Genomic DNA, 22,722 nt, shown 5'->3' on the forward strand with positions numbered 1-22,722 from the left:
AACCCGTGAATTCAGAGGAAACCGTCGACGTCGTTCTGATCGGCGGGGGCATCATGAGCGCGACGCTCGGCTCCCTCATCTCCCAGTTGCAGCCCGACTGGACGATCCGCGTCTACGAGCGCCTGGGCGAGGTCGCGCAGGAGTCCTCCAACGCCTGGAACAACGCGGGCACCGGCCACGCGGCGCTCTGCGAGCTCAACTACATGCCCGAGAACGCCGACGGCAGCGTGAGCGCGACCAAGGCGGTGTCGATCAACGAGCAGTTCCAGGTGAGCCGCCAGTACTGGGCGTACCTCGTCGCGAAGGGCGCACTGCCCGAGCCGCACAACTTCATCAACTCGGCCCCGCACATGACCTTCGTCCGCGGTGCGGCGAACATCGAGTACCTCAAGAAGCGGGTCGAGGCGCTGAAGGACGAGCCGCTCTTCCCCGACATGGAGTTCACGGAGGACCTCGAGCGCATCGCCGAGTGGACCCCGCTCCTCGCGAAGAAGCGCAATCCGCGCGCCCGCGTCGCGGCCACGCGGATGGAGGCCGGCACCGACGTCGACTACGGCGCGCTCACGAAGTACCTCATGCGCGACATGGAGCAGCGGGGCGCCTCGGTGCAGACGAACCACCAGGTCACCTGGCTCAAGCGGCTGAAGGACGGCCGGTGGAAGCTCCGGCTCCGCCACACCGTCGGCAACACCCCGAAGACCGTGATCGCCCGCTTCGTGTTCGTCGGTGCGGGCGGCGGCGCGCTCGCGCTGCTGCAGCACTCGGGCATCCCCGAGATCAAGGGCTTCGGCGGGTTCCCGATCTCCGGGCAGTTCCTGCGCACGACCAACCCCAAGCTCGTCGCCCAGCACCACGCGAAGGTCTACGGCAAGGCGGCCGTCGGCGCGCCGCCGATGTCGGTGCCGCACCTCGACACCCGCGTCGTCGACGGTGAGACGGCGCTGCTCTTCGGCCCGTACGCCGGCTTCACCCCGAAGTTCCTGAAGACGAGCACCTGGTTCGACCTGCCCTTCTCGATCCGCCTGCACAACCTCGGACCGATGATCCAGGTCGGCCTCAAGAACTTCGACCTGGTGAAGTACCTCGTCGGCGAACTCATGGCCAACCGCGAGAAGAAGATGCGGGCGCTGCGCGAGTTCATGCCGACCGCGAAGACCGAGGACTGGGAGCTCATCACGGCCGGCCAGCGCGTGCAGGTCATGAAGAAAGACCCCGAGAAGGGCGGCATCCTGCAGTTCGGCACCGAGGTCATCACGGGCGCCGACGGCACGATCGCCGGCCTCCTCGGCGCCTCGCCCGGCGCGTCGACCGCGGCGCCGATCATGCTCGACGTGCTCTCGCGCTGCTTCCCCGACCGCATGGCGGAGTGGGAGCCGAAGCTCCGCGAGATGATCCCGAGCTACGGCACCGAGCTCTCGTCCGACCCGGCCGCCGCCGAGGCGTCGCTGAAGGCGACCGCCGAGGTGCTCAAGCTCTCGGCCTGACGATTCGGCTCGTGCCGGCGTGGGCGCCTGTTTGCGCCCGCGCCGGCACGCTGCTACGGTCGTACACGCTATGAAGTGAGCACACCCCCTCGTCCCGCGCCTGAGGCGCCGTTGACGTCGGGTGTGCACACGGTCCTGATCGACCCGTGCTGATCGCGACTGCGGTCTCGTGCACCCACGCCCGGCAATGCCCGGCGGGATCCACTCCGCTCCCGAACGGTCGCCGCGACTGCAGCGAATGCGCGGGCCGAGGTGTCGCAAGCGACGCCCCGGCACCGCCGGTGCACCGGACGGACCGCGTCGTCGCCGTGGCATCCGGCGGCCGTTCGGGGGCTCTCGCGAAGGGCGGACCCCTTGGCTGTACACCTCTCATTCTCCAACCACCTCCGGGCCGACGGACTCTCGGTCGCCTACCCCGACCGGCGCGTCTTCGCCGACCTCGGCTTCGCCGTCGCCCCGGGCGACCGGCTCGGCCTCATCGGCGAGAACGGCGTCGGCAAGTCGACGCTGCTGCGGCTCCTCGCCGCCGACAACGGCCCGGATGCCTCGGCCGCCGGCCCGCTCGCACGCGCCGACGTCTCGGGGCGGATCACACGCCCCCGACGCACCGGCCTGCTCACGCAGGAGCTGCCGTTCGCGCCCGATGAACGCGTCGACCTCGTGCTCGAGGCGGCCCTCGCCCCGGTGCGCGCCATCGAACGGGAGCTCGACGCCGCGGCCGAGGCGCTCGGCGCAGGTGCGGACGCCGACGCCGCGGCGGCCGAGCACCGCTACGCGGCCGCACTCGACGCCGCCGAGCGGGCCGAGGTGTGGACCGCCGAGGCCCGTCGCGACGAGCTGCTCGACGGGCTCGGCGTCGCCGGGCTCGGCCGCGGGCGGCGCATCGACGAGCTCTCGGGCGGGCAGCGCTCGCGCTTCGCCCTCGCGGCGCTGCTGCTGTCGGCGCCCGACGCCCTGCTCCTGGACGAGCCGACGAACCACCTCGACGACACCGCGGCCGACTTCCTCGAGGGGCGCCTGCGCGCCTTCGCGGGGCCGGTCGTGTTCGCGAGCCACGATCGTGCGTTCCTCGATCGTGCGGCGACGGGCCTGCTCGACCTCGACCCGGGGCGCCAGGGCGCCCTCGCGGCGTCCGCCGGCGACGGCGGATCGGGCACCCTCGGCGGCACGGTCTTCGGCGGCGGATTCAGCGAGTTCCTCGACGTGAAGGCCGAGGAGCGGGCGCGCTGGCAGCGGCAGTACGACGACGAGCAGGAGGAGCTCCGACGTCTGCGGTCCTCGATCGGCGGGACGGCGCGCAACGTCTCGCACGGGCGGGCGGCGACCGACAACGACAAGTTCCTCAAGTACTTCAAGGGCGAGAACGTCGAGCGCTCGATCGCACGCCGGGTGCGCAACGCCGAGCAGCGGCTCGCGACCCTCGAACGCGAGCAGCTGCGGAAGCCCCCTGCGCCGCTCGCGTTCGCCGGGATCCCGTCGGGATCGCATGCGCTCGAGGAGTCCGCCGGGTTGCTCGTGCAGCTCGACGACGTGGAGGTCCCGGGCCGGCTGCGGCTCGAGCGGCTCCAGCTGGAGCCGCTCTCGCGACTGCTCGTGACGGGGGCGAACGGGGCGGGCAAGTCGACGCTCCTCGGCGTGCTCGCCGGGTCGATCGCCGCCGACCGGGGAGCTGTGCAGCGCCGCAGGGGACTGCGGGTGCAGCTGCTCGAGCAGGATGTCCGCTTCGCCGATCCCGCGGCGACGCCGCGGGCGACGTACGAGCGGGTGCTCGGCGAACGCCGTGCCGAGCAGGTGCCGCTCTCGGGCCTCGGCCTCCTCGCCCCGCGCGACCTCGAGCGGCCGGTCGGCGCGCTCTCGGTCGGGCAGCAGCGCCGGCTCGCGCTCGCGCTCGTCCTCGCGCGCCCGCCGCACGTGTTCCTCCTCGATGAGCCGACGAACCACCTCTCGCTCGCGCTCGCGACCGAGCTCGAGGAGGCGCTCGGCGGCTACCCCGGCGCGGTCGTCATCGCGAGCCACGACCGCTGGCTGCGCCGGCGCTGGTCGGGGGAGCGGCTCGAGCTGCACCAGGGCAGCGCGGCCCCCGTCGCGGTCGCCGGCTGAGCAGGCGGGATGCCTCGGGGTGCGCCCCGAGGCATCCCTCATGTCCATTCGACCGTCGCGCGCTTGCGCGAGATTCGAATATATGTTCGAATGAACGGGTGCGGTGGAGCGGGCAGGAGTTGGGGGTCGACCAGGTCGACGCCCTGCCCGGCCTCGCCCGGCTCAACAACCTCGTCCGGTCGGTGCAGACGCCCGAGTTCGCCGGCGTCACCTTCCACGAGGTGCTCGCGAAGTCGGCCCTGAACCGCGTGCCGGGCCAGTCGATGATGCCCTTCGGGTGGACCATCAACCCGTACCGCGGCTGCAGCCATGCTTGCGTCTATTGCTTCGCCCGGCCGACCCACAGCTACCTCGATCTCGATGCTGGCGACGACTTCGACCGGCAGATCATCGTGAAGGTGAACGTCGCCGAGGTGCTGCGGCGCGAACTCGCCCGGCCGTCGTGGCGCCACGAGCCGGTCGCGCTCGGCACGAACACCGATCCCTATCAGCGTGCCGAGGGGCGCTACGCGCTCATGCCCGGCATCGTCGAGGCGCTCACGACGAGCGGCACCCCCTTCAGCATCCTCACGAAGGGCACGCTGCTGCGTCGCGACCTGCCGCTCATCGCGGCCGCCGCCGAGCACGTGCCGGTCGATCTCGCGATGTCGATCGCGATCCACGACGACGAGCTGCAGCAGTCGCTCGAACCGGGCACCCCCTCGACGAGGGCGCGGCTGGCGACCGTGTCGGCGGTCCGTGAGGCCGGGCTCGACTGCGCGGTGTTCCTCATGCCCGTGCTCCCGTTGCTCACCGACACGCGGACGCATCTCGACGAGGCGCTGCGGCAGGTGAAGGCGGCCGGGGCGACGAGCGTGCTGTACGCCGCGCTCCATCTCCGAGGCGCGGTCAAGCCCTGGTTCATGCAGTGGCTCGAGCGCGAGCATCCCGAACTGGTGCCGAAGTACCGTTCGATGTACTACGGCAACAACGCCTACGCCCCGAAAGACTACCGCCGCTGGCTCGCCCAGCGCATCCACCCGCTCATCCGGGCGCATGGGCTCGAACGCGGCATCGAAGATCCGGTGACCGGCGGAGTCAAGTCGAAGGCCGAACCGCGCGACCGATGGACCCGGCCGGGCGCGGCCGCGCGCACGAACGCTGCCGGCCCGGGTGCCGGCGCCCGGGCGGGTCCCGAGTCGACGACGTCGGCCCTCGAACTCCCTCCTGGACTCGGGGCGCTCGCCGACCCGGCGGCTCTGTTCTGACCCGTCGTGAGCGCAACGGTGCGCTCATCGTGCGTGGAGATGCGCGAATTCCCGCCGAACTGAGATAATTCGCTGAGTCCGATCGGCTCGCGAAGATCGGGCGTTGCTCGCGAGGTGGAGGTTCACGATGAGCCTGGGATTGCCGGGGCACCTCGCGCGCGACAGCCTGAGTCGATCACTCGCGTTCGCCGGGCACTGCGCGGCGTTCGCCTGCCTGACGGTCACGATCGTCGTGAGTGTCATCGTCGCGACCGTCGGCGAGCGGCCCAACGGCTGGACGGGCGCAGCGCTCGCCGCGGTGATGATGCTCGCGCTCGCCGCCGTCGCCCGGTACCCGTCCGTCACGCTGACGGTCCTCGCGCTCGTCGTCGGCACCGGGGCGACGATCGCCTTCACGATGCTCGTGATGGAGCCCGGAGGCTTCGAATCGACCAACAACGCGGTGCTCGCCCTCCCGAGGATCGCGCTCCTGCTCGTCGGGGGCGCCGGTAGCGGCTCGCTCATCGCGATCGTCTGGGCCTCGCTCGGCTACGCGCTCGGCGAGGCGGCGGCGTTCCTCGGGGTCGCGCTCGTCGGCGGCAGCTACGCTCCGAGCACGGCGGCCGCCGCAGCGTTCGGCATCCTGCTCGTGGTCAGGATCTTCGACGGCGCCTCGCGTCGTTCCGATCCGCGGCAGGAGACGGGGCTGCACCGCGCGAGCCAGCAGACTCGCGAACTCGCCATCCGGCACGACTACGAGCTGCGCGCGACCGCACGCCTGCATGACACGGCGCTGAGCCACCTCATCGCGATCGCCGCGGCCGGATCGGGAACCGTCGACGAACGGCTGCGCGCCGGAATCCGTCAGGATCTCGGGCTCATCGTGGGCCGGGACTGGGCGATCGACCACTCGGGGCAGGCGACGGCGAACGATCGCGGGGGACCCCGCCGCGCTGCTCCCGTCGCCGAGCCCTCGCCGAACGGCAGGGCGGCACGAGGCCGGTTCGCCGGGCGCACTACGGCCGGCGCGGTCACACGCGCGAGAACCGCCCCCCTGCCGGCGGAGCCGCGCCCGGGCGGCACGACGATGCTCGTGCAGTCCTTCGCCGCGGCCGGGAACGCCGGCCTCGATGTGCGCGTCACCGGCGACCCCGAGATCCTGCACGTCCTCGGCCCAGGACGCGCGGAGGCGCTCGATGCGGCCGTCGCGCAGTGCCTCATCAACGTCGCGCGCCACGCGGGCGTCGACGAGGCCGAGCTGGCGCTCGGGCTCGGCGGCGGAGAGGTCACGATCGCGGTGATGGACAGCGGAGTCGGATTCGACGAGCGCGAGGTGCCCGACGACCGGATCGGGCTGCGCACCTCGATCCGCGCCCGCATCGAGCAGCAGGACGGCACCGTTCGCCTGTGGTCGACGAAGGGCATCGGCACCACCATCGTGCTCACGGTGCCGGAGGGCGGAGCATGATGCGCCTGACCCAGCAGGAGGCAGACCCGATCGGCGGCATCACGGCCGCGCCGATCGTGGTGATCGGGGCCGCGCTCGCGGTCGGCAGCGCGGTCGCGCTCACCTGGGTTCATCGAAGCGAGGTCGTCTCGCCCCTCGCGGCGATCGTCGCGATCCTCCTCGTCGCGGCGGCCGGAGCGGTCGCCGCGATCTCGGCAGCGCCGTCGCGGGCGCCGTTCACGGCCGAACGCCTCTGGGTCGTCGTCACGCTCGCCGTCGGCGCTGCGATCGCCGAGTACACCAGCACCGTCGGCTCCAACCGCTACCTCTACGACGACTTCGGTCCGGTCGTGATCGGGATGCTCATCCTCTCGGTGGCGCCCTACTGCACGTGGGTGTCGCTCGCGCTCGCGGGAGTGCTCGCCTCGACCGTGCTGTCGATCCTCGTCGTCGGCGCGTCGAACTCCGTCGCGGTGGATGCGCCGGTCGGCGCACTGGTGGCGGTGAACGCGGCGCCGGTCATCGCGCTCTCCGCGGCTGCGGCCGGGTACGCGTATGCGATCATCGCCGAGACCCTCGGCTGGCAGCGGGAGGCGAATCGCGCAGCCCTCCAGCGCGACAGCGAGCTGCGCGCCGGGATCGCCCGGTCCGTGCAGCAGAGCCGGGTCTCCGTGCTGGGCCGCGAGGTGCTGCCGTTCCTGGCGGGCATCATGACCGCCGAACGGATCACGGTCGCCGAGGCCGACCGAGCCCGCGAGCTCGCAGAAGAGCTGCGCCGCGCCCTGCGGGCCGGGCTCGAGTCGACCTGGCTCGACGACCTGGCGACCAGTCTCAGGCTGGCGCGCGGCATCGAGACCATCGTCGACGACCCCTCCGGTGCGGCCGATCTGCTCGGCGACGACCAGCGGTCGGCGCTCACTGCGCTCATCACCTGGCTCGCAGAACCGACGCGCTCCGAACTGGTCACGGTCTCGCTCGTGACCGATCTCGACGGCGGCCGGATCGTGATTTCGGCCGTTCCGGCGGGGCGCCCGCCGGCCAAACGCGAGATCGATCGGTTCATCGCCGTGGCGCGCGCGGTTTCCTTGGGTGCCGAATCGGCTTCGACGCGAGAGAATGTACGTGTGGAGCTGAGTTATGTCATCGATTGACGAAGGCCCGGCGCATCGGCACCGGCTCGCGATTCTCGACGACCACAGTCTGATCGTCGACAGTCTCGCGCGGTGGTTCGTCGATCGCGCGGCCGATTTCGACGTGGTCGTCACCGCGACCTCGTGGATGGATCTCGTGCGCAGCCCCGAGTTCCCGGTCGACATCGTGCTGATGGACCTCCAGCTCCCCGACGGCGTGTCGATCGAGTCCCGCATCAGGGCGTGCCGCGCAGCGGGCGCCCGGGTGATCGTGGTGACCGCGCTCGACGACGACGATTCGCGCGAGCGAAGCATGGCTGCGGGGGCTGCCGGATTCGTCTCGAAGACGCTCCCCGCCGAGGTGCTCGTCGACTATGCGCGCCGGGTCATGCGCGGCGAGCGACTGCCGCGGCAGGCATCCCGCCTCGGTGCCCGAGGTGTCGGAGAACCCGGCAGGGGCGCCCCAGTCGCGACGATGTCGGGCGTGCATCTCAGCCCCGCCGAAGAGAAGGCGCTGCGCTATTACGCGCAGGGGCTCAGCACTCTCGAGGTGGGTCAGCGCATGGACGTCGGCTACGAGACCGCGAAGACCTACCTCCGCCGTGTGCGCGAGAAGTACGCCAAGGTCGGCCGGCCGGCGAGCCGCAAGGCGGAGCTCATCCGTCGCGCGGCCGAGGACGGATTCCTCGAGTAGATGGCGAAACTGTACTTCCGCTACGGTGCGATGAACTCCGGCAAGTCGACGGCGTTGCTCCAGGCGGCCTTCAACTACGAAGAGCGCGGGCACCGGGTGCTGCTCGCGAAGCCCGCCGTCGACACGAAGGGCGATCGCGACATCGTCTCGCGCCTCGGCGTCGTGCGCGCGGTCGATTTCGTCATCGAACAGGATGCCCCGGTGCTCGACCGCTTCCAGGGGCACCGGACCCGGATCATCGAGGAGTCGGGCCGCGACGTGAGCTGCCTGCTCGTCGACGAGGCGCAGTTCCTCACCTCCGAGCAGGTCGACGATCTCCTCCGCATCGCGCTCATCGACGGCATCCCGGTGCTCGCCTACGGCATCCGCACCGACTTCCAGACGGTGGCCTTCCCCGGCAGCCGCCGTCTCCTCGAGGTGTCGCACTCGCTCGAAGAGCTGAAGACGATCTGCCGCTGCGGACGCAAGGCGATCTTCAACGGCCGCAGCGTCGACGGCCGGTACATCTTCGACGGCGAGCAGGTCGCGATCGACGGCGTCGAGGTCGAGTACGAGTCACTCTGCGGCGTCTGCTATCTGCAGGAGTCGGGCGGCGTGCTCAACGGGCGGCACTGAGCGACGCCGTCGACCGACGCGGTGCTGGTGCCGTCGGCCCATTCGCGTGAAGATGGAGTCGAGGAGGTCGTCGCATGGGCGAGATCGTCGTCGGAGTGAGCGTCGCTGAACGCGCAGGCCTCCTGGCCGTTCGGTGGGCCGCGGAACGTGCCTCCGTCCGTGGATCGAGGCTGCGGCTCCTGCACGTCGTCGATGAGGCGATCGAAGCGAGCGGCGACGCGGACATGCTCCTCGCCGTGCTCGACGCGGCCCGCGAGTCGTTGGCGGTCGCCGAAGACGCCGCCCGCGCCGTCGATGCGTCGCTCGAGATCGTCTCCGACCTCGAGCAGGGCGCGCCGATCACCCAGTTCGAGCGATGCTCGCGAGAGGCCGATCTGCTCGTCGTGGCCAGCGATTCGCACGGCGGCAAGCGTCCGAGCCGGCGCGGCGTGCACAGCCTCCGCATCGCGGCAGCGAGCCACGCGCCCGTCGCGGTCGTGCCCGACATCGACGTGTCCGGTCGATCCGGCGTCGCCGTCGGCATCGACGGTTCGGAGGTCGGGGCCCGGGCGTTGGAGTTCGCCGCGGACGAGGCGTCGCGTCGCGGCTGCCCGCTCATCGCGGTGCACGCCTGGGACCTGGCGCTGATGGCCGGAGGGGAGTACGGCTACGGAGTCTCCTCATTCGCGATGGACGACCTCACGCGGGCGGCGCACGAGGTGCTCGTCGACGCGCTGGCCCCGCTCGATCGATCCCATCCCGGACTCGAGATCGATCGCCGCGTGATCGCCGGCGACCCGGTCATCGCCCTCGCCGAGGCCGCGGCCGAGGCCGAACTCCTCGTCGTCGGGAGCCACGGGCGAAGCGCCCTCGCACGGTTCCTGCTCGGGTCGGTCAGCCACGGCGTGCTCGCGCGCCTCGAGGCCCCCACGGTCGTCGTGCGGTGACGGCACCGGCCGGGTTGGGTGCGCGAGTGCGCGACCTTCCTGCGCCGAGAGTGGACGGCATCGACGCGGCTCGTGGACTCGCCCTCATCGGCATGTTCATCGCGCACGTCGCACCGGTCGCTGCGACCCCCGAGGCCGCCGAGCTCATCGCGATCGCCGACGAGCGCCCGCGCCTGCTGTTCGCCCTCACGGCCGGGTTCGGGCTCGGCTTCCTCACCGGGGGCATCCACCCGGTGACCGAGGGTCGCGGTGTGCTGCGCCGTCAGCTCACCGTGCGAGCCGTCATCCTGATCGCACTCGGACTCGTCATCGCGGCGACGCTCCATCCGCTCGTGTTCATCATCCTCGACGTCTACGGGGTGGCGTTCGTCGTCATGCTGCCGTTGCTCTTCCTGCCGGCCCGAGCCGCCCTGGCCGTCGGCGCAGGGCTCCTCGCAGTGACACCCGGCGTCGCGACGGCCGCGCAGTACAGTCCCGAGCTCATGACGGCGAAGCAGGAGGGCCCGCGCCTGCTCTACGACTGGCTGCTGACCGGAGCGTACCCGGTGATCGTGTGGGTGCCGGTGATGCTCATCGGCCTCGGGCTCGCGCGGCTTGGGGCGGCGAACCCCCGGGTGGTGCCGTGCTACGCACTCGCGGGCGTGCTCACCGCGGTCGTCATGCTGCCGCTCACGCGGCTGCTGCCCGCCGAGGCCGATGCCACGGCCCCGCCCGCCGAGCATGCGGTCGCGGCCTCGGCGCTCGCGCTCGGCAACGTGGGAATCGGGCTCGTCGTCGTCGCGGTGATGGTGACGCTGACGACGCTCGCCCGCCCGGCGGTGACGCGGATCGCGGGGGCCGTGCTGTCGCCCGTGACGGCGATGGGGGCGATGCCGCTCACGGTCTACACGCTGCACCTCGTCGTGATCTCGGGGGCGAAGCGCGTCGAGGACGGTTTCGTGACCGACGACTCCTGGGGGCTGACGATCGGGCTCATCGTCGGCGGGATGGTGTTCGCGTGGCTCTGGCGGCGGTACCTCGGCCGAGGTCCGCTCGAGCGGATGCTCCGTGCGGCGAGCCGTCGTGGCCGGAGAACTCCTGAGGTCCCGGCTGATGGGTATTCGAGATGAACGCACGCACCCGTACTGCGGCCGCGCTCGGCTCGGTGCGTCGAACCCGGCTGGTGCGCATGCGCGTGGGGAAGAATGGAACCCTCGAGTTCGAAAGGGACCACAGATGCGCATCTCGGTGATCGGCTGCGGGTATCTCGGGGCCGTGCACGCCTCGGCGATGGCCGAACTCGGGCACGACGTCGTCGGCATCGACGTCGACCCCGCGAAGATCGCCGCGCTCGCCGCCGGGCGTCCGCCGTTCTTCGAACCCGGGCTCGCCGAGATCCTCGCCTCCGCGACCGCGACAGGGCGCCTCCGCTTCTCGGCCGACATCGCCGACGCGGCCGACGCCGAGGTGCACTTCCTCGCCGTGGGCACGCCGCAGGCGGCGGACAGCAACGCCGCAGATCTCCGCTTCGTGGACGCGGCCTTCGAGGCCGTCGTGCCGCACCTCGCCGAGGGAGCCCTCATCGTCGGCAAGAGCACCGTTCCCGTCGGAACCGCCGGGCGCCTCGCCGGGCGCCTCGCCGAGCTCGCCCCGCACGCCTCGCTCGTCTGGAACCCCGAGTTCCTCCGCGAGGGCTACGCCGTGCGCGACACGCTCGAGCCCGATCGTCTCGTCTACGGCGTCGGCGACGACCACGCGGCATCCGTGCTCGATCAGGTCTATCGCGCGGCGATCGAGGCGGGCACTCCGCGGATCGTCACCGACTACGCGACCGCCGAGCTCGTCAAGGTCGCGGCGAACGCCTTCCTCGCGACGAAGATCAGCTTCATCAACGCGATGAGCGAGATCGCGGATGCCACGGGCGCCGACGTGACGGCCCTCGCCGATGCCATCGGACACGATGCGCGCATCGGGCGGCGTTTCCTCAATGCCGGCGTCGGGTTCGGCGGGGGATGCCTGCCGAAGGACATCCGGGCCTTCACCGCTCGCGCCGAAGAACTCGGCCGCGGCGAGGCGCTCGCCTTCCTCCGCGAGGTTGACGCCATCAACCTGCGCCAGCGCCAGCGCGCCGTCGATCTCGCCGTCGCCGCCCTCGACGGGAGCGTGCACCGCAAGCGCATCGCCGTGCTCGGGGTCACCTTCAAGCCCGAATCCGACGACGTGCGCGACTCGCCGGCGCTCGACGTGGCCGTGCAGCTCAAGGGACTCGGAGCCGACGTCATCGCGACGGATCCCGAGGGCATCGACAACGCGCGGGCGCGTCATCCGCAGCTCGACTACGTGACCTCGACCCGTGAGGCGCTGCGCGGGGCCGACCTCGTCGTGCTCGTCACGGAGTGGCGGGAGTACCGGGCGCTCGACCCGGTGGAGACCGCGCGTCTCGTCGCAGGCCGGCGCATCATCGACGGGCGAAACGTGCTCGACGCCGACGCCTGGCGCGCGGCCGGCTGGGAGTACCGGGGGATTGGGCGCCCCTGAGGCTGCCGGAGAACGACGAAACCCCCTCCGGATCGGAGGGGGTTTCTACCCGGTCGGGGTGACAGGATTTGAACCTGCGACCTCGTCGTCCCGAACGACGCGCGCTACCAAGCTGCGCCACACCCCGGGGTGACCCTTGCGGGCCTCAACAAGAATAGCCGATAAATCGGGCTCCTCCGACCAACCGTGCTCGGCCGCTCTCCTGATCCATCAGGCAGCCGTGGCCGCGGAGTTCCGGACCCTAGTCTGCCGGGACGAGCGTGATGAGCGTCGCCTCGGGCGGGCACGCGAAGCGCACCGGCGCGAAGATCGAGGTTCCGAGCCCGGCCGAGACGTTGAGGAACGCCGAGCGCAAGCCGTGGCGCCAGACGCTGAGTCCCTTCACCTGCTTGCGGGGGATGTCGCAGTTCGTCACGAGTGCCCCGTAGCCGGGCACGCAGACCTGACCGCCGTGGGTGTGACCGGCGAGGATCAGCTGGGCGCCGTGGTTCACGAAGGAGTTGAGCACCCGCTGGTACGGCGCGTGCGCGACACCGATCGTCACGGTCGGACGCGTCGTGCGCTGCGGGGTCTCGTCGAGCCAGCTCTCGTCGCCCAGCGGGTCGTCGGCGCGGAGTTCGTCGACCGCCCCGGCGATGAGGTCGAGCCGGTCGTAGCCCTTGTGCGGGTCGTCGACGCCGAAGAACTCGAAGTGCGTGCCGCGGAGGTCGAGGGCGGCGGCGGTGTTGTCGAGGTCCTGCCAGCCGAGCTGGGCGAAGTACCTGTGCAGCGCCTCGATGTCGAGCCGCTTCGCCGTTCGGCGGAGACGCGATGGGCCGGCGAAGTACGCGAAGGGGTTCTTCGGGGTGGGTCCGAAGTAGTCGTTCGAGCCGTTGACGAAGACACCGGGGATGCCCGCGAACGGCTCGAATGCGCGGCGGATACCCTCGAGGCCGCGCTCATGGCCGAGGTTGTCGCCTGTGTCGACGATGAGGTCGGGCTCGAGCAGGGCGAGCTCGCGCACCCACTCCTGCTTGTCGCGCTGCCACGGCGCCATGTGCAGGTCGGAGAGGTGCAGGACGCGGATCGGCTCGGCGCCCGCCGGCAGCACCGGCACCTCGGCGCGGCGGAGGGTCCAGCGGGTCCGCTCGACGAGCGAACCCCAGGCGAACGCGGCGACGCCCGCCGCGCCGATCGCCAGGGCGATCCGCGCGACGGGCGTCAGGCGGGCGGTCAACCGTTACCCGGAGGGGTCTCGGGGCCGCCGTCGCCGTCGCCGCCACCGCCGCCGGTGAAGCGGCCGATGACGATCGTCACCTTCTGGCCGGGCTTCGCATTCTCACCCGGGCCCGGCGACTGCGAGATGACGAGGCCGTTCTTGCTCTCGTCGTCCGTGTCTTCTTCTTTGCGATCGACGCGGAAGCCGGCGGCTCCGAGGGTCGCCTCAGCTTGGTCGGCCTGCATCCCGCTGACATCAGGCACGCCGCTGAGGTTGCCGCGGCTGGTCTTCAGCGAGATGATCGCGCCGCGACCGGCGGTGCCGGACGGGCTCTGCGCCCCGATGGTGCCCTTCGGCTGCGCCGCGTCGACCTCGCCGTCCATGGTCCAGCCGAAGCCGGCCTGCTGAAGGGCCTTCTGGGCCGCCTCGGGGGCGAGCCCGAGCACGTTCGGCACGGCGACCTGCGGCGCGTTCAGGTACGACGACTGCGGGTCGGGGAAGTCGCCGCCGCCGTACTTCGCGGTTGCGACCGACATGATCCGCGGCCAGATGTTGTGACGCAGCGTTGCCGCCTGACCGGCGTCGAAGTACGTCTCACGGAGATTGACATGGCCGGTGACGTTGTAGACGCCGACCACGGTCGCGACCTTCGTGGTCGCACCGCTCATCCAGGTCGCCTCGTTGTTGTCGCTCGTTCCGGTCTTGCCGATCATCGGGTACCAGGGGTCGACGTACGGCGACGACGAGGTGCCGGTTCCGTCGCTCATCACCTTCTGCATCGCGTACGCCGTCGCGGCGGCGACCTCGGGGGTGAGGCCCTGGGTGCACTCCGACTTCGGCACGGGGATCTCATCGCCGTTGCCGTCGATGATCTTGTCGATCGCGACCGGGGTGCACGCCTTGCCCTGGTTCGCGATGCCGGCGAACGCGGTCGCCATCGAGATCGGGGCGATCTCGTTGGTGCCGAGGATCGTCGAGGGGAACTGCAGCAGCGGGGTGTGGTCGGCGCGGTGCACGCCGAGCGACTCCGCTGTCTTCGCGATGCCGCAGAGATCCAGCTGCTTCGCCATCGCGATGAACCCGGTGTTGTACGAGTTCACGGTGTTCTGCACGGCCGTCCAGTAGCCGCCCTGCTCGCCGCCGTCGTTCTTCGGGTTGCCCCACTCGCCGCTGTCGGTCATGGTGCCCTGGCAGCTGTTCTTGAAGTCGCCCCACGCGTCGCGGCGGCGGGAATCGACGCCTTCGTTGAGCGCGTGTCCCTCCTTCAGCCACTCCGCGAGGGTGAACACCTTGTAGGTCGACCCGGGCTGGAAGCCGCTCGAGCCGCCGTAGTCGATGTCGGCGTTGTAGTTCACGGCGTCGTAACCGTCGCCGGTGACCTCGGGATCGACGTTGTACGTGGTGTTCTGCACCATCGCGAGGATGCGGCCGGTGCCGACCTGGACCGACACCGCCGAGCTGCCGATGTCGATGCCCTCGGCCGACGCGGGGACGTTCTCGTGCACGGCAGCGTACGCCTCCGACTGCATGTCCATGTCGATCGTCGTGTAGATGTCGAGCCCGCCGCGTTCGAGCCGCCGGGCGCCCTCGTTGACGTCTGTCGTCGCGGGGTCGTCGAGCTTGTTCTTGATCTCCCACGTGACGTAGTCGCAGAAGTAGGCGAAGGTCTTCGACGCCTGGCAGCCGCTCGACGGCTCGGTGATCTTCGGCGCCACCGGTTCGGCGACCGCCGCGTCGTGCTCCTCCTGGGTGATCTTCTTCTCCTCGAGCATCTTGCCGAGGATGTAGTCGCGCCGCTCCTTGTTGCGCGCGTACGGCACGGTCTCGCCGTCGACGACGGTCGCCGCGCCGTTGAGCTCGTCGTCGGGGTAGTCGAGCCGGAACTCCTCGGGGCTGTTCACAATCGCGATGAGGCTCGCCGCCTGCGCGAGCGAGAGGTCCTTCGCGTTGGTGCCGAAGTAGTACGAGGCGGCGGTCTGCACGCCGTAGATCTGCCCGCCGAAGCCCGCGATGTTCAGGTAGCCGCCGAGGATCACATCCTTCGAGTACTCCTTCTCGACCGAGATCGCGTACCGCATCTCCTTGAGCTTGCGGTCGACCGAGGTCTTGGTGTGCTTCTCCCAGGCCTCGGTGCGCTCTTCCTCGGTCGTCGCCTTCGACATGTCGTTCGCGACCAGCACGTTCTTGACGTACTGCTGGGTGATCGACGAACCGCCCTGCGTGTCGCCGCCGACCACCGTCTTCAGGGCGCCGCGCACGGTGCCCGCGATGTCGACGCCGCCGTGGTCGTAGAACCGGGGGTCCTCACCGGCGACCGCGGCGTCCTTCAGGTACTGGGAGATGTACTCGAACGCGACCTCTTCGCGGTTGTCGTCGTAGAACCAGGCCATCGGCGAGACCTTGCCGTCGGCCTTGACGGCGTAGATGGTCGACTTCTGCGCCAGCTCGCCGATCTCGAGGTACCCGGGGAGGTTCTCGAACATCGTGATGCTGTTGTTGGCAGCCATACCGGTCACGGCGAGGGCCGGGGTCACCGCGGCGGTCACGAGGACGCCGGCGAGAGCGCTCATGCCGACGAACCCGAGGATCCCGGTGCCGACGTCGCTCATCGTACGTTTTTGGGCAGACATATAGTGGAGCTTAACGGAGAAGGCTGACAAATCCCGATACGTGCGCTGGGCGTCGCATCCGGGTTCGACACGCCGTGAACCGCGATCCCGCACGCATCGTGCACGAGACATCCATCGAGGGAGCCCACATGCCCGCCTGGGAGTACATCACCACTCCGCTGCTCATCCACAACACCGCTGCGATCCTCAACAACTGGGGCTCCGAGGGCTGGGAGCTCGTGCAGATCGTGCAGGGCCCCGAGGGCGGCCTCGTCGCGTACCTGAAGCGGCCCAAGGGCGGCGAGGACTCGGCGGCGGCGTCGGCGGGTGCGGCCGCGGCCGCGCAGGCCGCGAAGCAGTTCGAGGGCGAGGGGCACGCCTGATGGCCGGCTACGAGGCCCGTCTCGCCGAGCTCGGCATCGAGCTCCCCGAGGTCGCACCGCCGGTCGCCGCCTACGTGCCCGCAGTCGTCACCGGCTCGTACGTGCACACCTCTGGCCAGCTGCCGTTCACGGCCGGCGCGCTGCCGGCCACGGGCAAGGTCGGCGACGGGCACGGGCTCGTTCCCGCCGACGACGCCAAGGCCTACGCCCGAACCTGCGTGCTCAACGCGCTCGCGGCGGTGCGCGCCGAGATCGGCTCGCTCGATCGCGTCACCCGCATCGTGAAGCTCGTCGGCTTCGTGGCCAGCGACCCGGCCTTCACCGGCCAGCCCGGCGTCATCAACGGCGCATCCGAGGTGCTCGGCGAGATCTTCGGCGAAGCGGGGCGTCACGCCCGCTCGGCCGTCGGCGTCGCGGTGCTGCCGCTCGACTCGCCGGTCGAGCTCGAGCTCGTCGTCGAGTTCGCATAGCCCAGGCAGACAGCAGGATGCCCCGGCGGGATCGATTCCCGCCGGGGCATCCGTCGTCGTGCGGAGCTTCGTGAAGCGGCTACTTCACCTGCTCGCTGATGATCTGCATGATCGAGGTGTCGGCCAGCGTCGTCGTGTCGCCGATCTGCCGACCCTCGGCGAGGTCGCGCAGCAGCCGCCGCATGATCTTGCCCGAGCGGGTCTTCGGCAGTTCGTTGACGATGAACACCTGACGGGGCCGCGCGATCGCGCCGATCTGCGTCGCGACGTGCTTGCGCAGCTCCTCCGAAGCGGCGGCGACGTCGTCGCCGTGCGCGGCCTGGCTCGCCTTGAGGATCACGAACGCCACGACCGCCTGACCCGTGGTCTCGTCGGAGGCGCCGACGACGGCGGCCTCGGCCGTCCACGGGTGGGCGACGAGCGACGACTCGATCTCGGCCGTCGAAAGACGGTGGCCCGAGACGTTCATGACGTCGTCGACCCGGCCGAGCAGCCAGATGTCGCCGTCTTCATCGCGGCGAGCGCCGTCGCCGGCGAAGTACCGGTCGCCGAACTTCTCCCAGTAGGTCTCCTTGAAACGCTCGGGGTCGCCCCAGATGCCGCGGAGCATCGACGGCCATGGCTCGGTGACGACGAGGAGTCCGCCCTCCTCGCCCTCGACGGGAGTGCCGTCGTCGGTGAGGATGTCGATCGAGACGCCCGGCACCGCCACCTGCGCCGAGCCCGGCTTCAGGTCGGTGACGCCCGGCAGCGCCGAGATCATGATCGCGCCGGTCTCGGTCTGCCACCAGGTGTCGACCACGGGGATCGAGCCGCCGCCGATGACGTGGCGGTACCAGATCCACGCCTCGGGGTTGATCGGTTCGCCGACCGAACCGAGCAGGCGCAGCGAACGCAGGTTGAACTGGTGCGGGATCTGCCGGCCGAGCTTCATGAAGGAGCGGATCGCCGTGGGCGCGGTGTAGAGGATCGAGACCTGGTACTTCTCGACGATCTCCCACCAGCGGCCCGGGTGCGGGGTGTCGGGAGTGCCCTCGTAGACCACCTGGGTGGCGCCGTTGGCGAGCGGACCGTAGACCACGTACGAGTGGCCCGTGATCCAGCCCACATCGGCGGTGCACCAGTAGACGTCGGTCTCGGGGTGCAGGTCGAAGACGTTCTTGTGGGTGAACGCGGCCTGGGTGAGGTAGCCGCCGCTCGAGTGCACGACGCCCTTCGGCTTGCCGGTGGTGCCGCTCGTGTAGAGGATGAAGAGCGGGTGCTCGGCGTTGAAGGGCTTCGCGGCGTGCTCGCCCGAGGCCTCGGCCACGGTGTCGTGCCACCAGTGGTCGCGACCGTCGACGACGTCGACCTCGTTGCCGGTGCGACGCACCACGAGCACGTTCTCGATCGATCCGGCGGACTTGGCGATCGCCTCGTCGACCGTCGGCTTCAGCGGGAAGACGCGCCCCTTGCGGTAGCCGCCGTCGGCGGTGATCACGAGCTTCGCCTCGGCATCGTCGATGCGCGAGGCGAGACTGTCGGAGCTGAATCCGCCGAACACCACCGAGTGGATGGCGCCGATTCGCGCCACGGCGAGCATCGAGACGATCGCCTCGGGGATCATCGGCAGGTAGATGGCGACGCGGTCGCCCTCGCCGATGCCGAGCCCCTCGAGCATGTTCGCGGCGCGCTTGACCTCGTCGGTGAGCTCGGCGTAGGTGATGTCGCGGCTGTCGCCGGGCTCGCCTTCGAAGTGGATGGCGACGCGATCGCCGAGGCCGGCCTCGACGTGCCGGTCGAGGCAGTTCTCGGCGACGTTGAGCTCGCCGTCGTCGAACCACTTCGCGAAGGGCGGGTTCGACCAGTCGAGCGTGCGGGTGAACGGCTTCTGCCAGGTGAGGAGCTCTCGGGCCTGCTCGGCCCAGAAGCCGAGGCGGTCGGCGCGCGCCGACTCGTAGAGCTCTTCACCGGCGACGGCCTGGGCGGCGAACTCGGGGCTCGGACGGAAGCGCCTGATCTCCTCGAGTGCGTGATCGATCTGAACGGTCATGGTTCTCCGGTCGCTCCTTCGCGATCTGTTTCATCGGTTGGGTCGCCTGCCCCAAGCAGCACCCTACCTCTCGCTCGGGCATGCGCTCGACGAGCGAGAAACACATTGCGCGTCTGCACTTCCGTGCACGGCTTCGGAGTATTACTGTGCCTTTGCGCAGAGAAATCTGTGTGTCCGCACAAATGAGGACAAAAATGCTTGCGCATTCATTCTGAGGCCCTACACTGAATACCGCCCGAACACTCGTTTCGAGGCCTGCAGCGCTCGCGATTCCCCCCAATCCTTGCGCTGCCGAGGCGGCACCTGTTCCCCCCAATGGGTGCCGCCCCCTTTCGTTAACAGCACCTTCGCAGGTGCGGGGCGAATCCTCCTCCACAACGGCGTGGAGGGGGATTTCTTCTTCTGCACGGTCGACTGGATGCCTCACGGGCGCCCGGCTTCGTACGCTCGCCGCATGTCCATCCCTTTCGTGGCGACGCCCTCCTGGCAGGCGGCCGAACTCGCAGAGCCGACTGCGCCGCCGATCCCAGGGGCGACGCCGTCTCGGGCGGCCTCGCAACTCGCCACGAACGACCGCTTCGCCGAGATCCTCACCGGTTTCGGTCCCGGCTTCGGGCCCGGCCCCGAGCTCGCCGAGACCGGCGCGGCGCCGCCGAGGATCGACCTCTCGGCGCTCGACGCCCTCGAGCCGTTCGCGTCCGACGGGCCCGTCACCGACCTGTTCGTGAACGGCGGCGCCGGGCTCTGGGTCGACCGGGGCGACGGGGCCCGTCGCGAGCCCGGCTGGTCGGCCGAGGAGTCCGAGGTGCGTGCGCTCGCGGTGAAGCTGATCGCCCGCGGGGGGCGCCACGTCGACGAAGCCACGCCGACGGTCGACGTACGGCTCGGGCTCGGCATCCGCGTGCACGTGGTGCTGCCGCCCGTCTCGACGGGCGGCACGCTCATCTCCGTGCGCATCCCGAGGGCGGCCGGTCGGTCGCTCGCCGAGCTCGCGGGCACCGGCATGCTCGATGACGCGCAGCGCGAACTCCTCGAGCTCGCGGTGCGCGAGCGCCGCAACCTCCTCGTGACCGGCGCAGGCGGCACCGGCAAGACGACGATGCTCGCCGCGATGCTGAGCGGGGCGCCGGCCCATGAGCGCATCGTCGTCATCGAGGACGTCGCAGAACTCCAGCTCGCGCACCCCCACGTCGTCTCGCTCGAAGCGCGCCAGGCGAACCTCGAAGGCAGCGGGCGGATCGGACTCGATGCGCTGCTCAGGGAAGCACTGCGCATGCGCCCAGACCGGCTCGTGGTCGGCGAGTGCCGGGGCGCCGAGCTGCGCGAGCTGCTCGCCGCGCTCAACACCGGTCACGACGGCGGGGCCGGCACCCTGCACGCCAACTCGCTCGCCGACGTGCCCGCCCGGCTCGAAGCGCTCGGTGCGACCGCGGGGCTCTCGCCCGACGCGGTGGCGAGGCAGACGGCGAGCGCGTTCGACCTGGTGCTGCACCTCGAACGCGTCGACGGCTGCCGGCGCCTCGCCCAGATCGGCCGGTTCGCGCTGCGCGACGATCGGCTCGGGGTGGAGCCGCTGTGATCGCGCTGACGAGACTCCTGCGCCGGCGCGCGGCCGACCCGGGCGCGGGCGTCGATGCGATCGCGTCGATCAGCGAGCGGCTCGCGGTGCTCCTCGCCGCCGGGGTGCCCGCCTCGAGCGCCTGGCGCCACCTGTCCGCCCAAGACGACCCCGTTGCGGGCGCCTCGGGCGCCTCGGGCCCGGTCGGTGCCGCGGTCGACTCGGGCGACGCACGGGTGCTCGCCGCGGCCGCCGACGCGGCATCGCAGGGGGAGTCGGTCGCCACGGCGATCGCCGTCGCACGCGCGGACCACCCCGAGGCATCCCTCGCCTGGCCGGTGCTCGCCGCGGCCTGGTCGGTCGCCGCCGACTCGGGTGCACCGCTCGCCGCGAGCCTGCGGAGTCTCGCCGTGGTGCTCCGCGACGAGGCGCAGCTGCGTCGCGACGTCGGTGCCGCGCTCGCCGGCCCCGCGGCGAGCGCTCGGCTCGTCACCGCGCTTCCCCTGATCGCCGTCGTGTTCGGTGCGACGCTCGGCTTCGACACCGTCGGCGTGCTCGTCGGCAACCCGATCGGCCTCGCCTGCCTCGTGCTCGGCGCGCTGCTGCTCTGGGGCGGGGCGCGGTGGAATCGCCGGCTCGCGCGCACCGCCTCGGCGTCGCAGGCCGACGCCGGACTCGAGCTCGAACTGCTCGCGATCGCGATGTCGAGCGGCGCCTCGATCGAGCGTGCCAGGGCGCTCACCCGCGAGACCGTGCGTGCGCACGTGCCGCACTCGGGCGACGGCCGCGCCGTCGACGAGGTCGTCGCGCTCGCGGGCCGGGCGGGCGCCCCGGTCGCCGAGCTCCTCCGCGCTGAGTCGCTCAGGGTGCGCCGCGCCGCCCGCTCGGCGGGTGCCGCACGGGCGGCCGCGCTCGGCGTGCGGCTCATGCTGCCGCTCGGACTCTGCGTGCTGCCGGCGTTCGTGCTGCTCGGCGTCGCGCCGCTCATGATCTCCGTCGTCACGGGCACCCTCGGCGAGGCCCCGTGACGACCAAGGACTCGTGCCGTCGATCCGCCGGACCTCCGGCGCTACTGAAGGGAACCCCATGCAGAATTCCGATGACCACGTCGACGAGCGCATGTCGAGACGGTCCGTCGTCCGGCGCCTGCTCCACCGCTTCGCCGGTGACCGTGGCGCCGCCACCGCCGAGTACGCGGTCGCGACCATGGCCGCGGTCGGCTTCGCGGGCCTGCTCGTCGTCATCCTGCGCGGTGACGAGGTGCGCGGCATCCTCACCGATCTCGTGCGGAATGCGCTCACGGTGGGGTGACCGGGAGCGGGGCAGCGTGACGGCGGAGTTCGCCGTCGCGCTGCCGGCGATCGCGCTCGTGCTCGCCGGATGCCTCGCCGCGGTGCAGCTCGCCGCCCATCAGGTGCGGCTCACCGACGCGGCCGCCGACGCCGCCAGGGCGCTCGGGCGAGGCGAGTCGAACGCCACCGCGCAGGCGATCGCCGCGCGAGTGGCCGGCGCGACGGCGCTCGAAGTGGCGGAGGAGGGGGAGTTCGTGTGCGCTCGGCTCACCGCCTCGGGAGCCGGGCTCCTGGCGGCGGTGCGACTGAGCGCGGAGTCGTGCGCGGTGGGAGGCGGGCGATGAGCCGGCACAGCCGCCCGGGCGCTCGCGCAGGCGGAGCGGACGACCGCGGCGCGGCCTCGGTCGTCGCGCTCGGCCTCGTCGGGGCGATCATCGGGCTCACGGCGCTCGTGGTGCCGGTGCTCGGCGCCTTCGTGGGGTCGCAGCGCGCGGCGAATGCGGCCGACGCCGCCGCGCTCGCCGCCGCCGACGCATCGAGCGGGGCGGTACCGGGGGTGCCCTGCGCACTCGCCTCGGCGATCGCCGAGCGCAACGGCGTCGAACTCGTGTCGTGCGGGCTCGAGGGTCCGGTCTCCACGGTGTCGGTGCGGGTCGGGGTGCTCGGCTTCGACGTCTCGGCGGAGGCGCGCGCCGGACCGCCGGGCTGGCCGGGGTGAACCACGGCGTTCCGAACGCGGTGCGGTGCGCGTGGTCGCACCGAGGCCGATCAGTCGAAGACGGTCTCGATGAACCGGTAGTCGACCGCCGAGGGGCGGGAGTCGCCCGGGGTCTCGAACTCGAGTCCGGACGAGCGCGAATAGACGTAGTGCTTGCCGGCATCGGTGTTGAGCTCGAGACGGGGCCTGGGGTCGCCGGATTCGAGGAAGGCCGTCGCGACGGTCTTGCCTTCGAGCGGCCCGTCGATCAGCTTGGCCGTGTACGAGCCGTGAGATGACGTGTCCATGCCGCCATTCTCCTCCCGGCGTGCGGAAGCGCAAGG

Annotated in this window: 21 protein-coding genes and 1 tRNA gene; 17 read left to right on the forward strand and 5 right to left on the reverse strand. The window is 71.1% G+C overall.

All coding sequences use genetic code 11. From position 1 onward, the window contains the following. Nucleotides 1-5: 5 nt before the first annotated feature. The 10 genes from GQQ93_RS00805 to GQQ93_RS00850 all read left to right on the forward strand — a co-directional run bounded on the left by GQQ93_RS00805 (nucleotide 6) and on the right by GQQ93_RS00850 (nucleotide 12,139). Nucleotides 6-1,484 carry a malate:quinone oxidoreductase gene (locus GQQ93_RS00805; protein ID WP_157422323.1) on the forward strand — a complete coding sequence of 493 codons (1,479 nt, stop codon included), beginning with the start codon at nucleotides 6-8 and terminating at the stop codon, nucleotides 1,482-1,484. A gap of 354 nt (nucleotides 1,485-1,838) precedes the next feature. Further along, complete coding sequence (locus GQQ93_RS00810) at nucleotides 1,839-3,584, forward strand: ATP-binding cassette domain-containing protein (protein ID WP_157422324.1); 1,746 nt, start codon at nucleotides 1,839-1,841, stop codon at nucleotides 3,582-3,584. A 98-nt stretch (nucleotides 3,585-3,682) separates the two neighbouring features. Then, nucleotides 3,683-4,831 carry an Rv2578c family radical SAM protein gene (locus GQQ93_RS00815; RefSeq protein WP_157422325.1) on the forward strand — a complete coding sequence of 383 codons (1,149 nt, stop codon included), beginning with the start codon at nucleotides 3,683-3,685 and terminating at the stop codon, nucleotides 4,829-4,831. Between the two features lie 127 nt (nucleotides 4,832-4,958). Further along, nucleotides 4,959-6,278 carry a sensor histidine kinase gene (locus GQQ93_RS00820; RefSeq protein ID WP_157422326.1) on the forward strand — a complete coding sequence of 440 codons (1,320 nt, stop codon included), beginning with the start codon at nucleotides 4,959-4,961 and terminating at the stop codon, nucleotides 6,276-6,278. After that, nucleotides 6,275-7,408 (forward strand): hypothetical protein, encoded by a 1,134-nt coding sequence (locus GQQ93_RS00825; RefSeq protein WP_157422327.1) that lies wholly within the window; start codon nucleotides 6,275-6,277, stop codon nucleotides 7,406-7,408. The genes GQQ93_RS00820 and GQQ93_RS00825 overlap by 4 nt, the downstream gene beginning before the upstream one ends. Beyond that, on the forward strand, nucleotides 7,395-8,081 hold the full coding sequence (locus GQQ93_RS00830; protein ID WP_157422328.1) for a response regulator transcription factor: 687 nt from the start codon (nucleotides 7,395-7,397) through the stop codon (nucleotides 8,079-8,081). Before GQQ93_RS00825 ends, GQQ93_RS00830 begins: the two co-directional genes overlap by 14 nt. After that, nucleotides 8,082-8,696 carry a thymidine kinase gene (locus GQQ93_RS00835; protein ID WP_157422329.1) on the forward strand — a complete coding sequence of 205 codons (615 nt, stop codon included), beginning with the start codon at nucleotides 8,082-8,084 and terminating at the stop codon, nucleotides 8,694-8,696. It begins immediately after the preceding gene. A 74-nt stretch (nucleotides 8,697-8,770) separates the two neighbouring features. Beyond that, nucleotides 8,771-9,622 carry a universal stress protein gene (locus GQQ93_RS00840; RefSeq protein WP_157422330.1) on the forward strand — a complete coding sequence of 284 codons (852 nt, stop codon included), beginning with the start codon at nucleotides 8,771-8,773 and terminating at the stop codon, nucleotides 9,620-9,622. Nucleotides 9,623-9,648: 26 nt separating this feature from the next. Next, entirely contained in the window at nucleotides 9,649-10,731 is a 1,083-nt protein-coding gene (locus tag GQQ93_RS00845; RefSeq protein WP_157422331.1) for a heparan-alpha-glucosaminide N-acetyltransferase domain-containing protein, read from the forward strand. Nucleotides 10,732-10,837: 106 nt separating this feature from the next. Then, entirely contained in the window at nucleotides 10,838-12,139 is a 1,302-nt protein-coding gene (locus GQQ93_RS00850; protein WP_157422332.1) for a UDP-glucose dehydrogenase family protein, read from the forward strand. 53 nt (nucleotides 12,140-12,192) lie between these two features. Here GQQ93_RS00850 and GQQ93_RS00855 read toward each other — a convergent pair. From GQQ93_RS00855 to GQQ93_RS00865, 3 genes are all read right to left on the reverse strand, one after another. Then, a tRNA-Pro gene (locus GQQ93_RS00855) sits at nucleotides 12,193-12,266 on the reverse strand. A gap of 114 nt (nucleotides 12,267-12,380) precedes the next feature. Continuing rightward, on the reverse strand, nucleotides 12,381-13,355 hold the full coding sequence (locus GQQ93_RS00860) for a metallophosphoesterase (protein ID WP_157422333.1): 975 nt from the start codon (nucleotides 13,353-13,355) through the stop codon (nucleotides 12,381-12,383). Then, nucleotides 13,352-15,946, reverse strand: a complete 2,595-nt coding sequence (locus GQQ93_RS00865) for a transglycosylase domain-containing protein (protein WP_246191973.1) — start codon at nucleotides 15,944-15,946, stop codon at nucleotides 13,352-13,354. Before GQQ93_RS00865 ends, GQQ93_RS00860 begins: the two co-directional genes overlap by 4 nt. A 149-nt stretch (nucleotides 15,947-16,095) precedes the next feature. On the opposite strand from GQQ93_RS00865, the gene sp36 reads away from it, so the two are divergent. Together sp36 and GQQ93_RS00875 are read left to right on the forward strand one after the other, a co-directional pair. Continuing rightward, the gene (sp36, locus tag GQQ93_RS00870; RefSeq protein ID WP_157422335.1) at nucleotides 16,096-16,329 is read left to right on the forward strand and encodes a Sp36 family protein; all 234 of its coding nucleotides are present in this window, start codon (nucleotides 16,096-16,098) and stop codon (nucleotides 16,327-16,329) included. After that, nucleotides 16,329-16,799, forward strand: coding sequence for a RidA family protein (locus tag GQQ93_RS00875; protein WP_157422336.1), 471 nt, complete (start codon nucleotides 16,329-16,331; stop codon nucleotides 16,797-16,799). The genes sp36 and GQQ93_RS00875 overlap by 1 nt, the downstream gene beginning before the upstream one ends. Nucleotides 16,800-16,878: 79 nt before the next feature. Here the strand turns inward: GQQ93_RS00875 and acs are convergent, their stop codons facing one another. Next, complete coding sequence (acs, locus tag GQQ93_RS00880) at nucleotides 16,879-18,831, reverse strand: acetate--CoA ligase (RefSeq protein ID WP_157422337.1); 1,953 nt, start codon at nucleotides 18,829-18,831, stop codon at nucleotides 16,879-16,881. A 454-nt stretch (nucleotides 18,832-19,285) separates the two neighbouring features. On the opposite strand from acs, the gene GQQ93_RS00885 reads away from it, so the two are divergent. The 5 genes from GQQ93_RS00885 (at nucleotide 19,286) to GQQ93_RS00905 (ending at nucleotide 22,399) form a co-directional block, all read left to right on the forward strand. Further along, entirely contained in the window at nucleotides 19,286-20,410 is a 1,125-nt protein-coding gene (locus GQQ93_RS00885) for a TadA family conjugal transfer-associated ATPase (RefSeq protein ID WP_212277223.1), read from the forward strand. Further along, nucleotides 20,407-21,417, forward strand: coding sequence for a type II secretion system F family protein (locus GQQ93_RS00890; protein ID WP_246191975.1), 1,011 nt, complete (start codon nucleotides 20,407-20,409; stop codon nucleotides 21,415-21,417). The genes GQQ93_RS00885 and GQQ93_RS00890 overlap by 4 nt, the downstream gene beginning before the upstream one ends. Nucleotides 21,418-21,508: 91 nt before the next feature. Further along, complete coding sequence (locus GQQ93_RS00895; RefSeq protein WP_157422768.1) at nucleotides 21,509-21,700, forward strand: DUF4244 domain-containing protein; 192 nt, start codon at nucleotides 21,509-21,511, stop codon at nucleotides 21,698-21,700. A gap of 16 nt (nucleotides 21,701-21,716) precedes the next feature. After that, a complete protein-coding gene (locus tag GQQ93_RS00900) occupies nucleotides 21,717-22,025 on the forward strand; it encodes a TadE family type IV pilus minor pilin (RefSeq protein WP_246191977.1) in 309 nt (102 codons plus the stop codon). After that, nucleotides 22,022-22,399, forward strand: coding sequence for an Rv3654c family TadE-like protein (locus tag GQQ93_RS00905; protein ID WP_157422339.1), 378 nt, complete (start codon nucleotides 22,022-22,024; stop codon nucleotides 22,397-22,399). The genes GQQ93_RS00900 and GQQ93_RS00905 overlap by 4 nt, the downstream gene beginning before the upstream one ends. 50 nt (nucleotides 22,400-22,449) lie before the next feature. On the opposite strand, the gene GQQ93_RS00910 is transcribed toward GQQ93_RS00905, so the two are convergent. Then, a complete protein-coding gene (locus GQQ93_RS00910) occupies nucleotides 22,450-22,686 on the reverse strand; it encodes a hypothetical protein (protein ID WP_157422340.1) in 237 nt (78 codons plus the stop codon). Nucleotides 22,687-22,722 lie beyond the last annotated feature (36 nt).

It is taken from the genome of Agromyces lapidis, assembly GCF_009749405.1.
In the GTDB taxonomy this organism is placed as follows: Bacteria; Actinomycetota; Actinomycetes; order Actinomycetales; family Microbacteriaceae; genus Agromyces; species Agromyces lapidis.